Origin of the sequence: Nostoc sp. DedQUE05, assembly GCF_034530955.1 — a bacterium.
Classification (GTDB): domain Bacteria; phylum Cyanobacteriota; class Cyanobacteriia; order Cyanobacteriales; family Nostocaceae; genus Nostoc.
Genome location: NZ_JAVRCB010000005.1, coordinates 115,974 through 132,718, shown reverse-complemented (window position 1 = coordinate 132,718; position 16,745 = coordinate 115,974). Strand labels below are relative to the sequence as shown.

Annotated in this window: 14 protein-coding genes; 8 read left to right on the top strand and 6 right to left on the bottom strand. The window is 41.3% G+C overall.

The features are described from left to right. Nucleotides 1-1,281 precede the first annotated feature (1,281 nt). The 3 genes from RMZ42_RS05620 (at nt 1,282) to RMZ42_RS05610 (ending at nt 9,171) form a co-directional block, all read left to right on the top strand. Nucleotides 1,282-6,555: an eCIS core domain-containing protein gene (locus RMZ42_RS05620; protein ID WP_322670469.1), complete on the top strand. Its 5,274-nt coding sequence runs from the start codon at nt 1,282-1,284 to the stop codon at nt 6,553-6,555. 176 nt (nt 6,556-6,731) lie between these two features. Beyond that, the gene (locus RMZ42_RS05615; RefSeq protein ID WP_322670468.1) at nt 6,732-7,859 is read left to right on the top strand and encodes a hypothetical protein; all 1,128 of its coding nucleotides are present in this window, start codon (nt 6,732-6,734) and stop codon (nt 7,857-7,859) included. A gap of 172 nt (nt 7,860-8,031) precedes the next feature. Further along, nucleotides 8,032-9,171, top strand: a complete 1,140-nt coding sequence (locus RMZ42_RS05610; protein ID WP_322670467.1) for a YbjN domain-containing protein — start codon at nt 8,032-8,034, stop codon at nt 9,169-9,171. A gap of 11 nt (nt 9,172-9,182) precedes the next feature. Here RMZ42_RS05610 and RMZ42_RS05605 read toward each other — a convergent pair whose 3' ends face one another. The 3 genes from RMZ42_RS05605 to ilvN all read right to left on the bottom strand — a co-directional run bounded on the left by RMZ42_RS05605 (nt 9,183) and on the right by ilvN (nt 10,454). Then, nucleotides 9,183-9,497, bottom strand: a complete 315-nt coding sequence (locus tag RMZ42_RS05605) for a Txe/YoeB family addiction module toxin (protein ID WP_322670466.1) — start codon at nt 9,495-9,497, stop codon at nt 9,183-9,185. Next, entirely contained in the window at nt 9,463-9,774 is a 312-nt protein-coding gene (locus RMZ42_RS05600; RefSeq protein WP_322670529.1) for a type II toxin-antitoxin system Phd/YefM family antitoxin, read from the bottom strand. The genes RMZ42_RS05605 and RMZ42_RS05600 overlap by 35 nt, the downstream gene beginning before the upstream one ends. Before the next feature lie 161 nt (nt 9,775-9,935). Continuing rightward, nucleotides 9,936-10,454 carry an acetolactate synthase small subunit gene (gene ilvN / locus RMZ42_RS05595; RefSeq protein WP_322670465.1) on the bottom strand — a complete coding sequence of 173 codons (519 nt, stop codon included), beginning with the start codon at nt 10,452-10,454 and terminating at the stop codon, nt 9,936-9,938. A gap of 270 nt (nt 10,455-10,724) precedes the next feature. Between ilvN and RMZ42_RS05590 the strand changes: the two genes are divergently transcribed. Further along, complete coding sequence (locus RMZ42_RS05590; protein ID WP_322670464.1) at nt 10,725-11,090, top strand: BON domain-containing protein; 366 nt, start codon at nt 10,725-10,727, stop codon at nt 11,088-11,090. 93 nt (nt 11,091-11,183) lie between these two features. Here the strand turns inward: RMZ42_RS05590 and RMZ42_RS05585 are convergent, their stop codons facing one another. Both RMZ42_RS05585 and bioU read right to left on the bottom strand, forming a co-directional pair. After that, nucleotides 11,184-12,092 (bottom strand): alpha/beta fold hydrolase, encoded by a 909-nt coding sequence (locus RMZ42_RS05585; RefSeq protein ID WP_322670528.1) that lies wholly within the window; start codon nt 12,090-12,092, stop codon nt 11,184-11,186. Nucleotides 12,093-12,349: 257 nt separating this feature from the next. Further along, nucleotides 12,350-13,369 (bottom strand): (S)-8-amino-7-oxononanoate synthase BioU, encoded by a 1,020-nt coding sequence (gene bioU, locus RMZ42_RS05580; protein WP_322670463.1) that lies wholly within the window; start codon nt 13,367-13,369, stop codon nt 12,350-12,352. 354 nt (nt 13,370-13,723) lie between these two features. Between bioU and RMZ42_RS05575 the strand changes: the two genes are divergently transcribed. After that, complete coding sequence (locus RMZ42_RS05575; RefSeq protein ID WP_322670462.1) at nt 13,724-14,221, top strand: hypothetical protein; 498 nt, start codon at nt 13,724-13,726, stop codon at nt 14,219-14,221. Nucleotides 14,222-14,267: 46 nt separating this feature from the next. Beyond that, on the top strand, nt 14,268-14,873 hold the full coding sequence (locus tag RMZ42_RS05570) for a Uma2 family endonuclease (protein ID WP_322670461.1): 606 nt from the start codon (nt 14,268-14,270) through the stop codon (nt 14,871-14,873). A 156-nt stretch (nt 14,874-15,029) separates the two neighbouring features. Here RMZ42_RS05570 and RMZ42_RS05565 read toward each other — a convergent pair whose 3' ends face one another. After that, on the bottom strand, nt 15,030-15,416 hold the full coding sequence (locus tag RMZ42_RS05565) for a VOC family protein (RefSeq protein WP_322670460.1): 387 nt from the start codon (nt 15,414-15,416) through the stop codon (nt 15,030-15,032). A gap of 116 nt (nt 15,417-15,532) precedes the next feature. Between RMZ42_RS05565 and RMZ42_RS05560 the strand changes: the two genes are divergently transcribed. Next, complete coding sequence (locus RMZ42_RS05560) at nt 15,533-15,955, top strand: DUF5615 family PIN-like protein (RefSeq protein ID WP_322670459.1); 423 nt, start codon at nt 15,533-15,535, stop codon at nt 15,953-15,955. A 604-nt stretch (nt 15,956-16,559) separates the two neighbouring features. Further along, a complete protein-coding gene (locus RMZ42_RS05555; RefSeq protein ID WP_322670458.1) occupies nt 16,560-16,697 on the top strand; it encodes a hypothetical protein in 138 nt (45 codons plus the stop codon). Nucleotides 16,698-16,745 lie beyond the last annotated feature (48 nt).

The following is a 16,745-nucleotide window of genomic DNA, read 5'->3' as shown; positions in this document are numbered from 1 at the left end:
AAACATAAAAGACCGAAATTCGACAAAAATCCAAAAATACGCACGAATAGGATCTATAAATACGTACTTATCCAGAACGGATTATGAATAAAATCTGATGAAAATCAATCCTCCTAAAACTGCTCCTTCAATAATGCCTATAATCCAAAAAATTGAAATCCAAAGAAGCCAACTGGCGCTTTCAGTGACCAATAAAACCACCAACTATTCCACCAAACAATCCTCCCAAAAATGAGTAGAAAAACAACTTGAGAGTTACTTGAATATTTTGGCTATACAGTAGATAAATTATTGCCCAGAGCAATCCTATGATTGCTGAGATTCCTACTTGTATCGTTGTACAAAAAATTATCGTTTTCATCACTTTTTTTGCGATCTTAGCTATGGCTAAACATCTAAGGTTAAGACGTTAATAGTAACATGACAAAAAATATCGCCAGGAAACGGGAGCATCCCATTTTGCAAAAAGAGGGAAAAAAAACTAGATTATTCGTGAGTTTCTTCCTTTATTTTTGCTGTGATACTCCCTTAAGGCTAAGGTGGGCTAACAAGCCTCTGAACACTATTACTGAAGCTTTAGAGGTGTTTAGAACGGCTATATATGCTCAATTTTTCAATTGGGTTGCCTGGGAAATTATCGCTCATAATTTAACTATTATTAGCCGAGATACTCTCAAAAATAAAATAAGTTATCACAGTTTTGCTTGAAGTTATTACTATCAATTAAGTTTGAGGATGATTTTTAATTGTCCTATCAAATTTAGCGGGATAGTATAGTTAAAACTGGCTTGGTTATATGTACTAACTAGTGATTATTAACAAATTTTTATATCTGATTTGTTCAGCAGTTTCGCACCGATAACTAGTCTCAACTCCAGTAATGACTATCTCGATCGCGGTATCAATGATAACTATCTTGATGGAGGTGATATTTTCATCATCTAATTTAAAATTTCTCTGGTAGCAATTCTAATCCTGATTTTACTTATACACTAGGAGTCAGTTTTGCATAAAAACATTGTCAACTTAAGAAAGTACTAATATCAAAAGGCAGATTCAAGGATACTTTTCCTCGTGACTAGGGGAACACGGCTGCGTGTTCTCCTTTATTCGACATGAGACTCTTTACAAGCCAGTACTTATCTCGAGGAGTAACACATCTTAATTATTTCTAATTGATTAGCGTTCTAAAATTATCTTGATAATTGCAATTTTGGGTAAATGATAATCAAAACTAATCACCTTGACAAATTTAATCGTCAATAGTTGCAATCAAAACCGATGAAATCCCTCAAAAGTCCCTCATCCAGCTTTTCTAATTTTCAAGCACCAGAACAAACTCCTCAATTGGCCTATAGACCGTTTGGTGGCCAAACTCAAAAAGCATCTTTTACGCCCGTGACACAAACGGATGTAGAGAATGAAGCTGAAGAAAAGATGGAAGTAACTGGATTGGAATTACAAGCCAAGCATCGGACGATTACGCCAGAGGGACAAGAACGGCTGACTGTATTGCAAGCCAAGATGGATCGATCTTTGAATTCTCGGCTGGAAAAAGCAACTCGATTTGGTCATAACTTTGCCAATATTCCAGTCAGAAGACCAAATACATCAACACTAATTCAAGGAAAACTGACGATTGGGGAGCCTGGAGACAAGTACGAGCAGGAAACTGACCAAACAGCACGTCAGGTGATGCAAAGAATTCATCAGCCACAGAGTGGGAAACTTCAGCGAGAAGAATTATCTGATGAAGAAGAATTGCAAATGAAACCAGAGGGCAGTATTCAGCGCGAAGAACTGCTAGAAGAAGTACAAATGAAATCTTGGGGAGAAATTCCCTTGCTACAACGGGAGGAACTACCAGAAGAAGAATTGCAAATGAAGCCGCTTGGTACTTCATCCCAGATAATGAATGAGGTAAAATCCCCAAGCAAACCGCTTGAACATGACATTAGTCGAATATCACTGCGGCGTCCACAAACAAAACTGACAGTTAGCCAACCTGGAGACATTTATGAGCAGGAGGCTGATAGTGTCGCCCAATTGGTGATGCAGAGGATGAGCGAACCTGTGCAATCTATCCAACGGGAGGCATTACCAGAGGAAGAAGACCAATTACAAATGAAATCCCTGGCGGATTCTATTACTCCTTTGGTGCAGCGTCAGGGTGGAGGAAGGACAGCCGCAACATCTGAGCTAGAAACTTCAATCCAACAAGCACGTGGCAATGGGCAGCCACTTGCAGATGATATCAAGCACCCAATGGAGCAAGCATTTGGGGCTGATTTCGGTAGCGTCCGGGTTCATACTGATGCTCAATCTGATCGTTTAAATGAATCTATACAAGCTCGTGCTTTTACCACAGGGCAGGATGTGTTCTTCCGTCAAGGCGAATACTCTCCTGGAAGTGATGCAGGCAAGGAGTTACTGGCCCATGAATTGACGCACGTTGTCCAGCAGAATGGCAGTGCAGTGCAGCCGAAATCTCTTCATGTAGCACCAAAAGAAAATAAACTCCAGACAAAAGTGCCGACAACATCTGCGAGGCATGGACTAGCTATCCAACTGCGAGAGAATTTCCAAAAACCAAGTGACGAAGACAACCAAAAAAAATTAGAGTCCAAAACTGATACGGAAAAAGGCGAACAACAAAATCAGCCTACAACAGAAAAACATCAAGCTATCGCTACACCTCCAGATAATGGTGGAAACGCGGCAACAGACCCACCTCCAACAAAAAAAGTTGGTGCAGCAGTAACTCAGAAACAAGTTGAGGTTGGGGGAAATCAACCAAAAGAGCTTGAGTCAAAAGATATTAAAGTTAATACAGAAAAGGTCGATTCTCAACAGCAAGCTCAAAGCAAAGGAGCAGATGTAGGTAAGGTAAACGCAGATTTATCTGGAGGAAACGCAGGGAAAGCGATCGCTGGATTACCAAGAGCAAATGTAGCCGGCACCACAGTAAAATTACCTGATGCAGCTGATGGGAAAAAGGCTCCCACTTCCCCTGAAGATGACCCAGCATTTCAAGCGGTAGTCGGCACAACAAAAGAGGTTGCAGGACTTGAGAAAAAACACCCACCTGCTAATAGCAAAGCCCAAGAAGCCCAAGCGGCAGCTCAACCCCCAGGTAATGAAGTAGACAGCAAAGCGCAAGCCAATCAAGTTGGACAGATGCAACAGGCCCCAACACCAGGATTTGACGCTGCCGCCTTCAAAGCCAAATTGATGCAGCGCATTGCTGATATGGCTCCCAAGAACTTGGAAGAAGCGGACAACTTTAAAAATAACAATAAACTGGACTCTGTTAAAAGCGATTTGAGCGGTCAGGTTAAAGAAGAACAGAAAAGCTCTCAGGGTCAATTAGAAGAAAAAACTAAAGAAAAACCTGATGCCAGTGGGATTGAGGCTAAACAAGTAACACCACTGCCCAAGAATGAACCAGGGACACCGCCAACAGGTGTTGATGCAGATAAAGCCGCACCCAAATCTAAAGGACAAGGTGAAGTCGAAGCACCACTGCAAAATGACAGTAAAAAACTTGACCAGCAGATGAAAGAGGCGGATATTACTGAGGAGCAATTGGCAAACTCCAATGAACCGGAGTTTCAAGGCGCACTCGCAGCCAAGAAAGACGCTCAAACCAATGCCCAAGAAGCACCGCCACAATATCGCCAACAAGAGCAAGGGATACTCGCAACCGCTCAAGCTACGGCGTCAGCTACAGCCCAGCAGCATTTACAAACAATGCACGGTATCCGTACCCAAAACCTCGGTCAGGTAGGGGAGCAGCAGGTGGGTGCCAAGAGCAAGGATGAGCAAGCACGGGCAAAAGTTGCTGGTGATATTAATAAGATTTATGACAAGACCAAAAGCAAAGTTGAGAAAACCCTCAGCGAACTAGACACTCAAGTTATACAAGCCTTTGATGCTGGTGCTGCTGACGCCAAAAAAGCCTTCGAGGATTACGTTGGCAAGCGGATGGACGATTATAAGAGCGATCGCTACAGTGGCTTTTTTGGGCCAGCAAAATGGCTGAAAGACAAATTGTTTGGTATGCCCTCAGAGGTGAACGCCTTCTATCAAGAGGGTCGGCAGCTTTATATTAATCAGATGGATGGTGTGATTAACAAAGTTGTCGCCATTATCAGTAAAGGACTGACCCAAGCCAAAGCAGAAATAGCCAATGGTAAGCAGGAGATTCAGAATTATATCAACAAACTGCCACAAGACTTAAAAGGAGTTGGTCAACAAGCTGCCGCAGACATTGACAGCAAATTTGCAGAATTGCAACAAAGTGTTGACGATAAGCAAGATGAGCTAATTGACACCTTAGCGCAGAAATACAAAGAAAACTTGGAAGCTGTTGATGCCCGCATTGAAGAGATGAAGGCAGCAAATAAAGGTTTTATTCAAAAAGCTTTCGACTTCATCGTGGGAGTCATCAAGACGATCGTCGAACTGACCAAAATGCTTTTGCAAGTGCTAGCGCGAGTTGCTGGCGTAGTTGGGCAAATCCTCAAAGACCCGATTGGTTTCTTGACTAATTTGATCCAGGCGGTGAAGCAAGGCTTCCTCAACTTCATGAATAACATCGGGAAGCACCTCCAACAAGGATTAATTGGCTGGCTGACAGGCACAATGGCAGAAACTGGTATTGAAATGCCAGAAAACTTCGACCTTAAAGGAATCTTTAGCCTAGCGATGCAGCTTTTAGGCTTCACTTATGAAGCAATTCGTGCCCAAGCTGTGAAACGATTGGGTGAAGAAAAGGTCAGCCGATTGGAACAAACTGTTGATGTATTTCAAGTTTTAGCCAGTCAGGGAGTGGCTGGGATGTGGGAGTTTGTCCAAAAGAAGATGGGCGACCTCAACGCTTTGGTGATTGAACCCATCAAGAATTTTATTATTGAAAAGGTGATTACAGCCGGGATTGAGTGGATTCTCAGCTTGTTGACTCCGGCTTCAGCATTTATCAAAGCTGCTAAGGCGATTTATGAAATTGTCAAATTCTTTATTGAACGCGCCCAGCAGATTGCCGATTTAATTAATGCGATACTGGATGCGATTGGTGCGATCGCTAGTGGTGCGATCGATCAAGCAATCAAAGGCGTTGAAAATGCCCTAGCTAAATCTTTACCAGTTGCGATCAGTTTCCTAGCAAGTCTTTTGGGCTTAGATGGAATTGCTGGCAAGGTTCAAGCAATATTCAAGAAGCTGCGTAAACCGATGGAAAAAGCAGTTGATTGGGTAATTGATAAAGGTGCGAAGGCGTTTAAGAAAGTTGGCAACAAATTTAACAAGAGTAAGGTTGGAAAGAAATTCAACGCTGCTAAAGATACGGCGAAGGAGAAATATAAAGCAGGTAAGCAATGGGTTGAAGATAAGAAGGAAGCCGGTCAGAAATGGGTTGAGAATAAGAAAAAATCTGTTAAGGATAAGTTTCACAAGTTTGGCAATAAAATTAAGGATAGATTTAGGTCTGGCAAGGATAAACACAAAGAAAGGCAAGCCAGAAATGGCAAAGCTGATGAGCGGACAATGGAGAAGAAACAAGCTGACCTTAAGGCAGCTTTAGCAGAAGCTCAAACACTGATGCTCAATGATAAACTTTCATTTGAAGATGTCGAGAAGCGTCTGCCTAAAATTAAAGCTAAATATAAGATGACTTCGTGCAAACTTGTCATTGACAAAGATGCTGAAGAGCAAACAACTGCTCATCTTGAGGGTGAAATCAATCCTAAGGCGAAGAAAGACAAGGTTTCCAAACCCAAATTATATGACAATCCCGCCCCGATTGTCGGTAAACACGTGGTGAAGGATGTAGTTAAGGGTCGCAAACCACCACGCCATTCTCACCACGTTCCTGCTAAAGGACTAAAAGTTGCCATCAGTCAGGATTTGGAAGCAATCATCAAAAAGCTGAAAAATAAACCTTTCAAAGATGATAATGCTGCTAAGGATCTGGCAAATAATCTTAATACTCGCGTTGCTGAACTCAACAATATTAATAAAGAAGGTGTGGGACTTAGCGCGATTCTAATTCACGAAGATACTCATAAAAAGAGTTCAACAGCTGTGCATAACAGCAAATTGAAAGAACCACTCGCAAAACATCTAGATGCAGAGCAGCAACTGACTCAACAGAAGCGGATAAGGGTTATGGATGCCACTCAGAAAAAGCTTCTTGTGAATCCAAGGACGAATAACTGGAGAGATTTTTTAGCAGCTTGTTACCAAGAAATTAAAAACAAAGCCCAATCACCTAACCAAAAGAAAGTTACTGAAATTATCTTGAGTGATGCAGAAAAAGAATTCAAGGATATTGACGATGATGATAGAGAAAGAATCTTAGAAAACACCAAAGATCAGTTAAACAATTTACTTGAGCGAGCTTTTAATGACGCCTACCACTTTGATAAAACTAAAGTAAAGTTAGCTTTGGATGCCAGCAAAGTAGATGGTAGCTCAAAGAATAAAAACGCAGCTATGAATGATTTGGAGGATCTAGCAGAACAAACATGGGAACCAATTTATAGACCAATACATTAGGTATTATGGTTTCATCTCAAAAAAATGAATACCAATTGATTTTTGGTACTAAATTTAAACTTTAGTTTCATAAAATATTACATAAGGAAGGAGTAAATCTGACACATAGCTGACAAAATAAAATGAAAAGCTGACAATAGCTAACATTTAGCTTGACAAAAGGAGCAGACATCGACATGACTCGGCTTTCCTTAACCTGTTCTTTTGATCCCTCAACATTCAACTTGAGCGAAAGTACCCGCAAAGCAACTAAAATAGACTTTAATATCCAACCAGAGCAGCGTATCAGTTTGGTTAATCAAGGTACGTGGAGTGTACTTCCTTTCGCCAGAGTTCTTCCTTTTACAGATACCTTTGGCAAGGAGATAGTTGGTATTCGCCTTTTACCTGGTAAAGTCTTAGCGCAGAGTCCTGTAGTTGTCTGCTCTCAAAACCAAATTGTTACTGTATCTACTTCTTTAAGTACGGCCCTACCAATGCTCATTTATAGATATAAGTTGTATAAATTACGCCGTGGGAAGGAATCTCTACGTGAGTTGTGGCCGGAGGTAAAGGACGAACTGATCGAACTCCATGTTGCAATGGGTGGAGAGGATCATCTCGAAGGGCTGGAGTCAGTCATCTTCGATGACAAATTATATCCACAAAGCGACAATGCAGCAGTTGTTCAGGAAGCTGCGTGTGAAAGTTTGGAGCGTTTAGACTCAAATCCGCAACACCTACTATATCGAAAATACCTGCATCAAGCAATAACTAAGCAGGTAGTAGCTATTCCGCTTCCCGATCGGCTTGGTACTTGGAGAAATGCAGCAGCAGTTGTAGCGCTACAGATCAGTAACCAGTTGAAGAAAAATATTGAAGAACAGCAACTTGCAGCTTGGGAGGTTGCTAAACTTCCTGCTTCTATAGATACAAGCACCTCCCGCACAATTGAACATATCTTCAAACTCGGTGGTAATGCTGATTTAAGGGTAGCTAAGGCGGCGCAGATTCTGGTAAAACAGCAGGATTCGGTATTGCAAGAATGGAAACGCGATCCGATTTGGACAGCGACAATAACTTTAGCTAACGAGGGCAAAACATATAATGGTTTGGCTCATGTTGAAGCAGCCAAAAACTTAGATGAATCGGGTGAACCAGCACGCGCCTTTGATGCTCTGATCAGCGCTGCATTCTGGTCTTACAATTTCCAGGGCGAAGCTCTAATATCTGTAGTGGATGCAGCACGCTACCTTGCGACACAACATGAATGGGAAGAAATTAGTGAGATTCTTGAAAACCTGGCTAACCTCTACAACAAGTAGAGTGGACTTTCAAAAGTGGTAACTATTGACACTGCCACCTGATTCAATCTCAAATCAGATGGGCATAACCCCCTATCATCTGGCTAATTCCTAAGAGAACCAGACATTACAATCGCTACTAATTAGATGCTGAATTATTACAGCAAAATCATTAATTGTCAAATAACCATATATGTACGCGATCGCTAAAACAGATGATCATCAAATCAACACCGACTTAACCCTACACGACTCCTGCCAATCTCCCTTAACCGTTCGCGCGATCGCACTCACTCTCACCAAACAAAACAACGAACTCATTGTGTGTCGTCTCACCTTCCAAGTCAACCCACAACTCTACCAACGCATCGATACCACCGCTTTATTCAATCTTAAACCAGCTGTGCGTAACCCTCTATCATCTGACAAATTTCTCCGCGAACCAGACATCACCATCGAAACCAGTCTGAAACCCGATTTATTACCACTACTAGCAGAACACGCTGTCAATATTGATGCAACGGCAAAATATATCCTGAATTTAAGTCAAGAACAACCTGATAATCAAATCCTTTCCACCGAAAGTTGGTTAGGTTTATCTGTTAAACAGCAACAAGAATCAGGCGAAATCGGCTATCGTACTTTTTGGTCTTATATTAGTCCAGAAAAACTAGCTCAAACAAGCACGAACGGTGAAGGAATTGCTGAAGGTATTGTCAACTTTTTTAAAGATTGGACTGAAGCTAATTTATCTGTAAAAACTCAGAAAGCATCTGCAAAAATGCTAGAAAGGATCGATAAATTTTTGACTGAATTTGCTGATATTAACCAAGATGAAATAACACAAAAAATAGAGGCAGATTTGCCCTCAGATTCTACAGATGGTAGTATTTTTGAAGAAATAATCAATTTTTTCCAAGCTGATGATTGGCCCTTTGTACAACTTCCAGGACAGCCAGCTTTACAAATATTGTTCCAAGGCGAAAATGGCAAATGGAATTGTTACGCTAGAGCCAGAAGCGAACAAAATCAATTCGTTTTTTATTCAATTTGTCCAGTCAATTCACCAGAAAATAAGCGGCTGGCTGTAGCAGAGTTTTTAACTAGAGCTAATTCTGGCATGATGATCGGCAATTTTGAGTTAGATTTTACCGATGGCGAAATTAGCTACAAAACTAGTATTGATGTTGAAGGTGACAGACTCAGTTTTGCACTTATTCAACGGGTGGTTTACGCCAACGTGACGATGATGGATGAATACTTGCCAGGGATTATGTCTGTGATTTATGGTAATGTCTCACCAGAAGAAGCAATCGCCAAAATTGAAAGGTAGTTAATCAGCCCTTATTCGTAATGATACCGATAAGCTAAAAAATCAATCTGAGTGTTTCCCACCCGATATACAAGCCGATGTTCTAAATCAATTCGCCGCGACCAAATATCTGCATCCATATATTTTAATGGTTCTGGTTTACCAATCCCCTCAAAGGGGTCTTGCATTACAGCCGTAACCAAATCTAACATTTTCGATGCTTTCTGAAAATCCTGCTTAAACCACCAAGCTAAATCTTCTTTAAATTGAGAACTAAAACCAGGATTGCGATTAACAATAACTGGTTTAATTTCAATAGGTTCGGCTTTTTTTTTCTTCTTGCTCAATCCCCAACTCCTGCTGAAGTTCTGCTAGCGTTTGAGATTGGATGTTACCTGTTTTCGACTCCTCTATTGCATCCAGTAAACGACGCGCATTAGCAGGCGATCGCAAAAGATAAACCGTCTCAAGTAAACTCACTAAATCTGATTCAGCAATCAAGGCTACATTTTCACCATCACGACGGTTGATCATATACACCTGATGATTTTCTACTACCAGCTCTAATAACTTAAAAAAGTCATTTCTCGCATCGGTTGGGGATGTGATTTTGTAAAACAATATTAGTTAATGTACATAAAGTTGTACATAAATTATAAACTATGCGGTTCGTGGGTAGTTGAATATTTGTTTTTTGCTAGTCCCTAAATAGAAGTCATAGTAACAATTGCCACTATGACTTCTGCTGCGTTTGAGTATTTCTGAGTCTTGATTTAAATTTGCAACTAAACCTTTGCTTCCAAAGATTTGAGTAACTCAGTATTCACGCCTGACTCACGAGTTAGGGCAATTTTGCCAGTACGAGCGATTTCTTTCAAACCAAATTTTTGTAATACTTGCACGATCGCTACTAGTTTACCTGGATCTCCCACAACTTCTAAAGTGAGAGAATCTTCCGCCACATCCACGACTCGCGCCCGGAAAATCTGAGACAATTCGATCACTTCTGAGCGATTGCTGGTACTAGCATTCACCTTCAAAAGCATCAATTCCCGCTCGACACAAGGAGTTTCGGTAATATCCTGGACTTTTAAGACATTGACTAACTTGTACAGTTGTTTAGTGAGTTGCTCGATCACGCGATCGTCACCAGGGACAACCATTGTAATTCGGGAGACTCCTCCTTGTTCAGCAGGGCCAACAGCAAGGCTTTCAATATTAAAGCCGCGACGCGCAAATAAACCAGATATGCGGGAAAGAACACCCGCCTCATCTTCTACGAGAACTGAAAGGGTATGTTTCATCTTCGCCAACAGAGGCTAGAGCAGGAATTGAGTAACGCAGACACTAGCAAAGGGCAACGCTAGACCTACTACCGCACTAAATTTTCAGTGCGACCTCCTATTGTAAACTTAAGAGCTGCACTCATTGCATTTCCAATCGAGAAATTGTTTAGAAATCCTACTGCAAGCAAGAATTTGATTGAATGTATATCTTTTTGTTGGCAGATGCAGCATTTGTTGCAAACCTTTTATACTCAGATTTGATCGGTTTCTAATAGGAGAAAAGTTTTTATGGGTTGGCTACAAAGATTGTTTGGCATGGAAAAACCTCAAAATGCAGAAGTAAATCCGGCTCCACAGGCTATACAGCAAGCTCCTAGTAGTGATGTTGCTAGTGCTACGCAATCAATACCCCCAGAACGTCTGGGATTAAGCGGAGAATATGACCAAAGTGGTTTAGCAAAGCGGGTAGCGTTGGCATTTGATGAAGATCCCCAACTCGACGATGTTAATACCCTTTGGGTGGCTCAGACGGGTAGCACTGTAGTGTTGAAAGGTAAAGTTCCCAGTCAAGAAATTCTCAACAAAATGGTTTCTGTGGCGCGTTCTGTAAATGGTGCTACAGATGTTGACACTAACCAAGCGACGATTGGCTAGGTGCAAGAAGGCAGAAGCTTGAGGGAGATGAGGGAGATGAGGGAGCCGGGGAAGAATTCAAACTCCTAACTCCTAACTCCTAACTCCTAACTCCTAACTCCTAACTCCTCTCTCAATCCAATCTAAAATCGCTTGGTTAACTTGTTCTGGACATTCATCATGGGGACAATGCCCTACGTCTTCCAGATTTAGCAGTTCCAACTTCTCGTTATACTGGGCAAATTGGCTAGCTAGGGCTGGCGGCACAAACCGATCTTTTTGTCCCCAAATTAAAAGCATCGGAATTGTTAAGGTTGGTAATACTGTCTTGACACTGGGGCTAAAGTTAATTCCGATCGCCGCTTTGAATAAAGCACTAAATGCCCTCGCAGAACCCCGGTCTTGGGGAGGCCCTGCTAAAATTTCGATCAGTTCATCGGTAATCGCTTCTGGGTTAGCGTATGCAAGACGTGCCCAGCGACGCAGCACCCCAGGACGGCGCACGAAGTTAAACACAGGTTTAAGTATCAACGGCGAAGCAACAACATTTTTAATTGCTGTGACAAGTGGGCGCAGCACAAGAGGAATTGCTTCTTGTTCTAATGACGGGTCTGGTAAACTCATCATCACCATACCCAGCACCATATCGGGGTGGGCGGCGGCGGCGGCCATAGATATCAGTGAACCGTTGGAATTGCCTATTAATATTGCTGGTTGACGGATAAATGTTTTCCAGAAATCGTAAACTTGCTCAACCCAGAGTTCGATGCTGTAATTAGCTGCGGCTTTTTCAGAAGCACCAAAACCCAACATATCTATGGCGTAAACTGTGTGATGCTCACCCAACACCTCTAAATTATGTCGCCAATGACCAATGGAAGCGCCAAAGCCATGTAACAAAATTAGCGGTGTTGTATTGGGGTGACTTTGGCTAGGACGAATGTAAGTGTAGCGAGTTTGCCAGCCACGCCAAATCCAATCTCTTTGATTACCAACTCGTTCCTGCCAGTGTACCGTAGCGATCGCACTTACCTCCGATTTATCAGCACTAAAATACCATTATAAGAATTGGGAATTGGGAATTGGACATTGGGCATTGGGCATTGGGAATTGGGCATTGGGCATCGAGAAGAGACAAGGTAGACAAGGAAGAGGGGGGAGATAAAAGAGAGACTTGTTCAATAATTACCCCTTGTCCTCATTGTCCCCCTCATCTCCCCTGCTCCCCTGCTCTCCATGCCCCATGCCCTATGCCCCATGCCCCATGCCCCATTTCCTATTTACCTAACAAATTGGGGCATAATTTCGGCAGCTGTGAATATTCCATAGATGCCGCGTTGGTGCAATTGTCTACCAGCTTTTAGATAGCCGAAAGCAGGGCCGCAGACATTGGCTGCCATGCTGGTTTCATCTCCCAGAGTAAATGTATGGGTAGAAATCTTTCCTTCAAAGGTACGTCCTGTTACCTTTACATTGGTGCTGAGAGGCTTTTTGGGATTGCGGGTATCGACTACACCACCAACCGTAACGCGATCGCGCCCTACTATCCCGGCTACTTCTAACATCACATCATCAGCGTGTTCCATATTTGTCAAGGTCAGCACGCCATTAGTTTTATCTAGTAGTGCTTCTATTTCTGCGTCAGTCATCGCCCTAGCAGCTTCTACTGTGTAACCAGGCATGTGGCCAATGTCTTCCCGAACAGTGGCGCGGTAAGCTTCCCAGTTAGCAATTCCCACCCCAAAGGTAATTTCAACTTGATGAATTTCGGCGTAACTTTGGGCGGCTAAAGCTGCTGCTGCTGTTAATAGTCCAGGTGTAGCACCGCATCCTGTCATGTAGGTAATCCCGGCGGCTTCCAGTTCCTCCTTCATCGCTAGGAGTTGTTCTACAGCAGTAGTGCGTTTAATCGCATCTACTAGTACCCCACGCCAACCAGATTTGATAAATTCCTTGGCGACATTGGGAATAAAGTCATTAGGTAGGTTGGGTAAAGCCAAAAAATACCCATCTACTTCAGCTATTTCGATTAAATCCTGAATACTTTGATTTGTTAATGTACCAATTGGCTCTAAATAACCCACCGAACCTTGGGACTGATAGGTTGCAACGGATTTTTCAGTATTTAAACCTTCAGCAGCATAAGCGTAACCTTTTTGATCTGCTGCTGCGACTAAAATCATTTCTCGTTTGCCAGCAACTACTTTGGCGGCGGCTTGTCCGAGTCCGCCGAAACCCAGTACTCCTACACGTATCGCTGGCGAAATATTTAGAGAATTTTTGATTTGTTCAGAATTCATAGTCAATTCGTTAAGTTGAATCCAAAGCCTTGAGTATTCGGCATCTCAGCTTCCGGCTGGTAACTGGCGGCTGATGGCTGATAACTCAAAGCTATAGAGATTAATTATGATTCATTATCCTGGGTTCTTTGGCTGGATATTGCAGATATTTATCTACTAGCGATCGCTTTTGAGTTTTTTGACTGGGAATATATCAGATTTAAACCAATGGCCGCAACTGGCAACCGAGAGGAAGGCTTAATAATACTGGCTAAACTTGAAACTTTGACACAATAGAGTTTCTGGCACGATGATGCAAACACTCACGGAGGCGATCGCCTAAAGTGGTAGGAAGTTGTTAAAATTCTGAGCATTATGAAGCGCATTTGCACTAAAGTTAATATTTTTACAATAACTTCATTATCTGCTTTTCTATTTGCTAACACCACTAATTTATTGCTAGTGCAGACAGTCACAGCTAAACCATTACAGACAAAAAAGCCAGTCAATCAACCAATACCATTTAACTCAAAAGTACGAATATATCCTGCAAATAATAGCTTACCAGCAAGCCGTTTGATGACGATTGAAAGTGTTATTAAAAAGTCTAGTAAGATGCAAATCACAGAAGCAAAACTTACAATATACGAGGAATTTGCAGCCAAAACAGGAGAATACAAATCATCGATTTCCAACAACCGAATGGTGTGGATAGTGACTGGTTTTGTCCAAGGGGAGTTGAGAATGGCTAAAGGTAGAAGTGTCTGTACTGATAACGCTAAACTTGTGGAAGTAACGGATGCTGAAACTGGCGATTCTTTTGGTAGAAGTATTTACTGCCCTCCAAACAACCAGATAAATTTTATGCCGTAAAGTTGACTTAGAATCAAAATAACTTGTCTTCAGGAGATTGACTTTCATGACATATATCTCCCCAAAAGCTCTCACATTTGAAGATTTTCTCTCTCAATATCAAGACAATCCCCGCTATGAACTAGCAGATGGAGAACTAATTGACATGGAACCCACTGGCCCGCATGAAACGGTGAGTGGCAAACTTGCAACCAAAATTGGCATCTACCTTGTTGCAGAACAACTCCCCTGGTTTATTCCTCGCACTTGTTTAATTTACCCCTTTGCAGATACAGCTACAGTTCGTCGTCCTGATATTGTGGTTCTTGATGAAACCGTTCTTGATCGTGAACCTCTTTGGGAGCGAGAACCCGTAATTACTCTTGGACGCTCAATTAAATTGGTGGTAGAAGTCGTTAGCACTAACTGGGAAACTGACTATGCAAGAAAGGTTGAGGAATATGCGCTTTTAGGCATCCCGGAATATTGGATTGTCGATTATCGAGGATTAGGCGGTATAGCATTTATTGGTAAACCCAAACAACCTACATTCACCGTTTGTCAATTGGTTGAAGACAGCTATACTCAACAACAATACAGACTTAACCAATTAATTAACTCGCTGCTTTTGCCTGGTATTCAACTTCGGTTAGATGACATTATGCCTCGTTAAGTGTAAGTGCAGAAGAAGGTTTAGAAGTGTAGGCATAGTTTATTAATATAGAAATTTTGGCAGCAATAAGCTTTAATTAGACTGATGCCTAAGCGTAGCTTGTCGTAGACATCGCTTCATTATCTATAGTGATAAGAAGTTTGCCTAGCAGTAATTTTAACGCTCATAAATTTCTAATGGTAAATTGTCTGGGTCTTTAAAGAAAGTATATTTTTTACCTGTAATTTCATCAACTCTGATATTTTCTACCTCTAACCCTTTTGATTTTAAATAAAAAACAGTTTCTTCTACATCATCAACTTGAAAAGCAAGATGTCTTAAACCACAAGACTCTGGTTTACTAGGTCGTTCTGGAGGATTTGGAAAAGAAAATAGTTCAATTTGAGTATTTTCTGCAACTTTTAAATCTAATTTATAAGAATTTCTGGCGGCGCGAAAAGTCTCTTGAATAATTTGAAAGCCTAAAGTTTCGACATAAAATGCTTTGGAGCGATCGTAGTCAGAACAAATAATCGCTACATGATGAATACCAGTGGTTTTCATGTGTACTTTTCAAGCTACTAATCATTTACCTGTAGCACTTTTAGCAGAGTTTTGCTAGTCTTTGCAAGTTCAGGGCTTTCGCAAAGTGCTAATCTGGAAAATGCAAACCTTAATTTTTGCATCGTCCTACTTGGGCGATCGCATCATTGAACTATCTAACCGCTATGAAACTGTTGCTTAATCGGGGATTACCACTCTCTGCGGCAGCATTGCTACGTGATGCAGGTATCGACACTATCTATCTGGGTGAAATTGGGATGTCTGAAGCTGAAGATGCAGAAATCATCCAGAAAGTTAGAGAAGAGAGACGTGTTGTTGCTACACTCGATGCAGATTTTCATACATTGCTAGCACTTGATGAAGCAACTACTCTTTCAGTCATTCGTATTCGGATTGAAAGGTTAGGTTCTCAAGCATTAGCGAATTTGTTGCTGACGGTAATCGCTGAGTGTGAAGAGGATTTGGAACAAGGAGCAGCCGTTACAGTTGAGCCAAGCCGTATTCGTATCCGTCGTTTACCATTGTTGCCTGATATCTAACCTTTCGCATATTTAACTAAAATTTATATTTAATCAGCAAAAAGGCTTATTGCTTTCTCAAAACTTCATATTCAATAAGCGAAAAGGCATATTGCTTACTCAAAATGACATTTTACTTTCTCAAACCCCAGTTTGCTTTCTCATTTTGGTGTTTTCCGCAAGCAAAACAAACTTTTACTTTCTCAAACCCCAGTTTGCTTTCTCATTTTGGTGTTTTCCGCAAGTAAAATCAGCTTTTACTTTCTCAAACCCCAGTTTACTTATTTATTTAAGTAATTTCCGCATTCATTTTGGTATATCGTTAAGCCACTAGCTTGCGATCGCTTTACTCAGCAAGAATCTTTCAGAGTTTACTAATGTCTCTGCTGGCTCATTGGTTAGATATTAAGTTCACCAAGGTTTTGAAGCAATGAAGCAAACATTGAAAAACAAAGTTGAACATATTAATCGAACCACGACTACTCAATTGAATATCAAGACTAGCAAAAATACTGTAAATATACGTAATTTTCTTTATAATCACTGAATAAAGTGTACAATTATACGAAACTAATTTACTTAAGTTCAACCAACAATTTAGATTGCTTCTTACAGATTGCTATATATGTCTAAATACTCATTTAACCGGATGCAGCCAATTGAGTTTGAATCTATGGCACAAGCACTTTTGGAGAAAACATACCGTATTGATAGCAATCTTATTCAGTTTGGTCAAGGGCAAGATAGTGGACGGCTTATTTAGATACTATTCTTGTTGGTGACACTCTTAAGGCTATATACAGTGAAGCGA

Excerpts from the sequence above, each read along its gene's own strand:
- RMZ42_RS05620 (WP_322670469.1), top strand. The coding sequence starts at position 1,282 with ATGAAATCCCTCAAAAGTCCCTCATCCAGCTTTTCTAATTTTCAAGCA.
- RMZ42_RS05615 (WP_322670468.1), top strand. The coding sequence starts at position 6,732 with ATGACTCGGCTTTCCTTAACCTGTTCTTTTGATCCCTCAACATTCAAC.
- RMZ42_RS05610 (WP_322670467.1), top strand. The coding sequence starts at position 8,032 with ATGTACGCGATCGCTAAAACAGATGATCATCAAATCAACACCGACTTA.
- ilvN (WP_322670465.1), bottom strand. The coding sequence starts at position 10,454 with ATGAAACATACCCTTTCAGTTCTCGTAGAAGATGAGGCGGGTGTTCTT.
- RMZ42_RS05590 (WP_322670464.1), top strand. The coding sequence starts at position 10,725 with ATGGGTTGGCTACAAAGATTGTTTGGCATGGAAAAACCTCAAAATGCA.
- bioU (WP_322670463.1), bottom strand. The coding sequence starts at position 13,369 with ATGAATTCTGAACAAATCAAAAATTCTCTAAATATTTCGCCAGCGATA.
- RMZ42_RS05575 (WP_322670462.1), top strand. The coding sequence starts at position 13,724 with ATGAAGCGCATTTGCACTAAAGTTAATATTTTTACAATAACTTCATTA.
- RMZ42_RS05570 (WP_322670461.1), top strand. The coding sequence starts at position 14,268 with ATGACATATATCTCCCCAAAAGCTCTCACATTTGAAGATTTTCTCTCT.
- RMZ42_RS05565 (WP_322670460.1), bottom strand. The coding sequence starts at position 15,416 with ATGAAAACCACTGGTATTCATCATGTAGCGATTATTTGTTCTGACTAC.
- RMZ42_RS05555 (WP_322670458.1), top strand. The coding sequence starts at position 16,560 with ATGTCTAAATACTCATTTAACCGGATGCAGCCAATTGAGTTTGAATCT.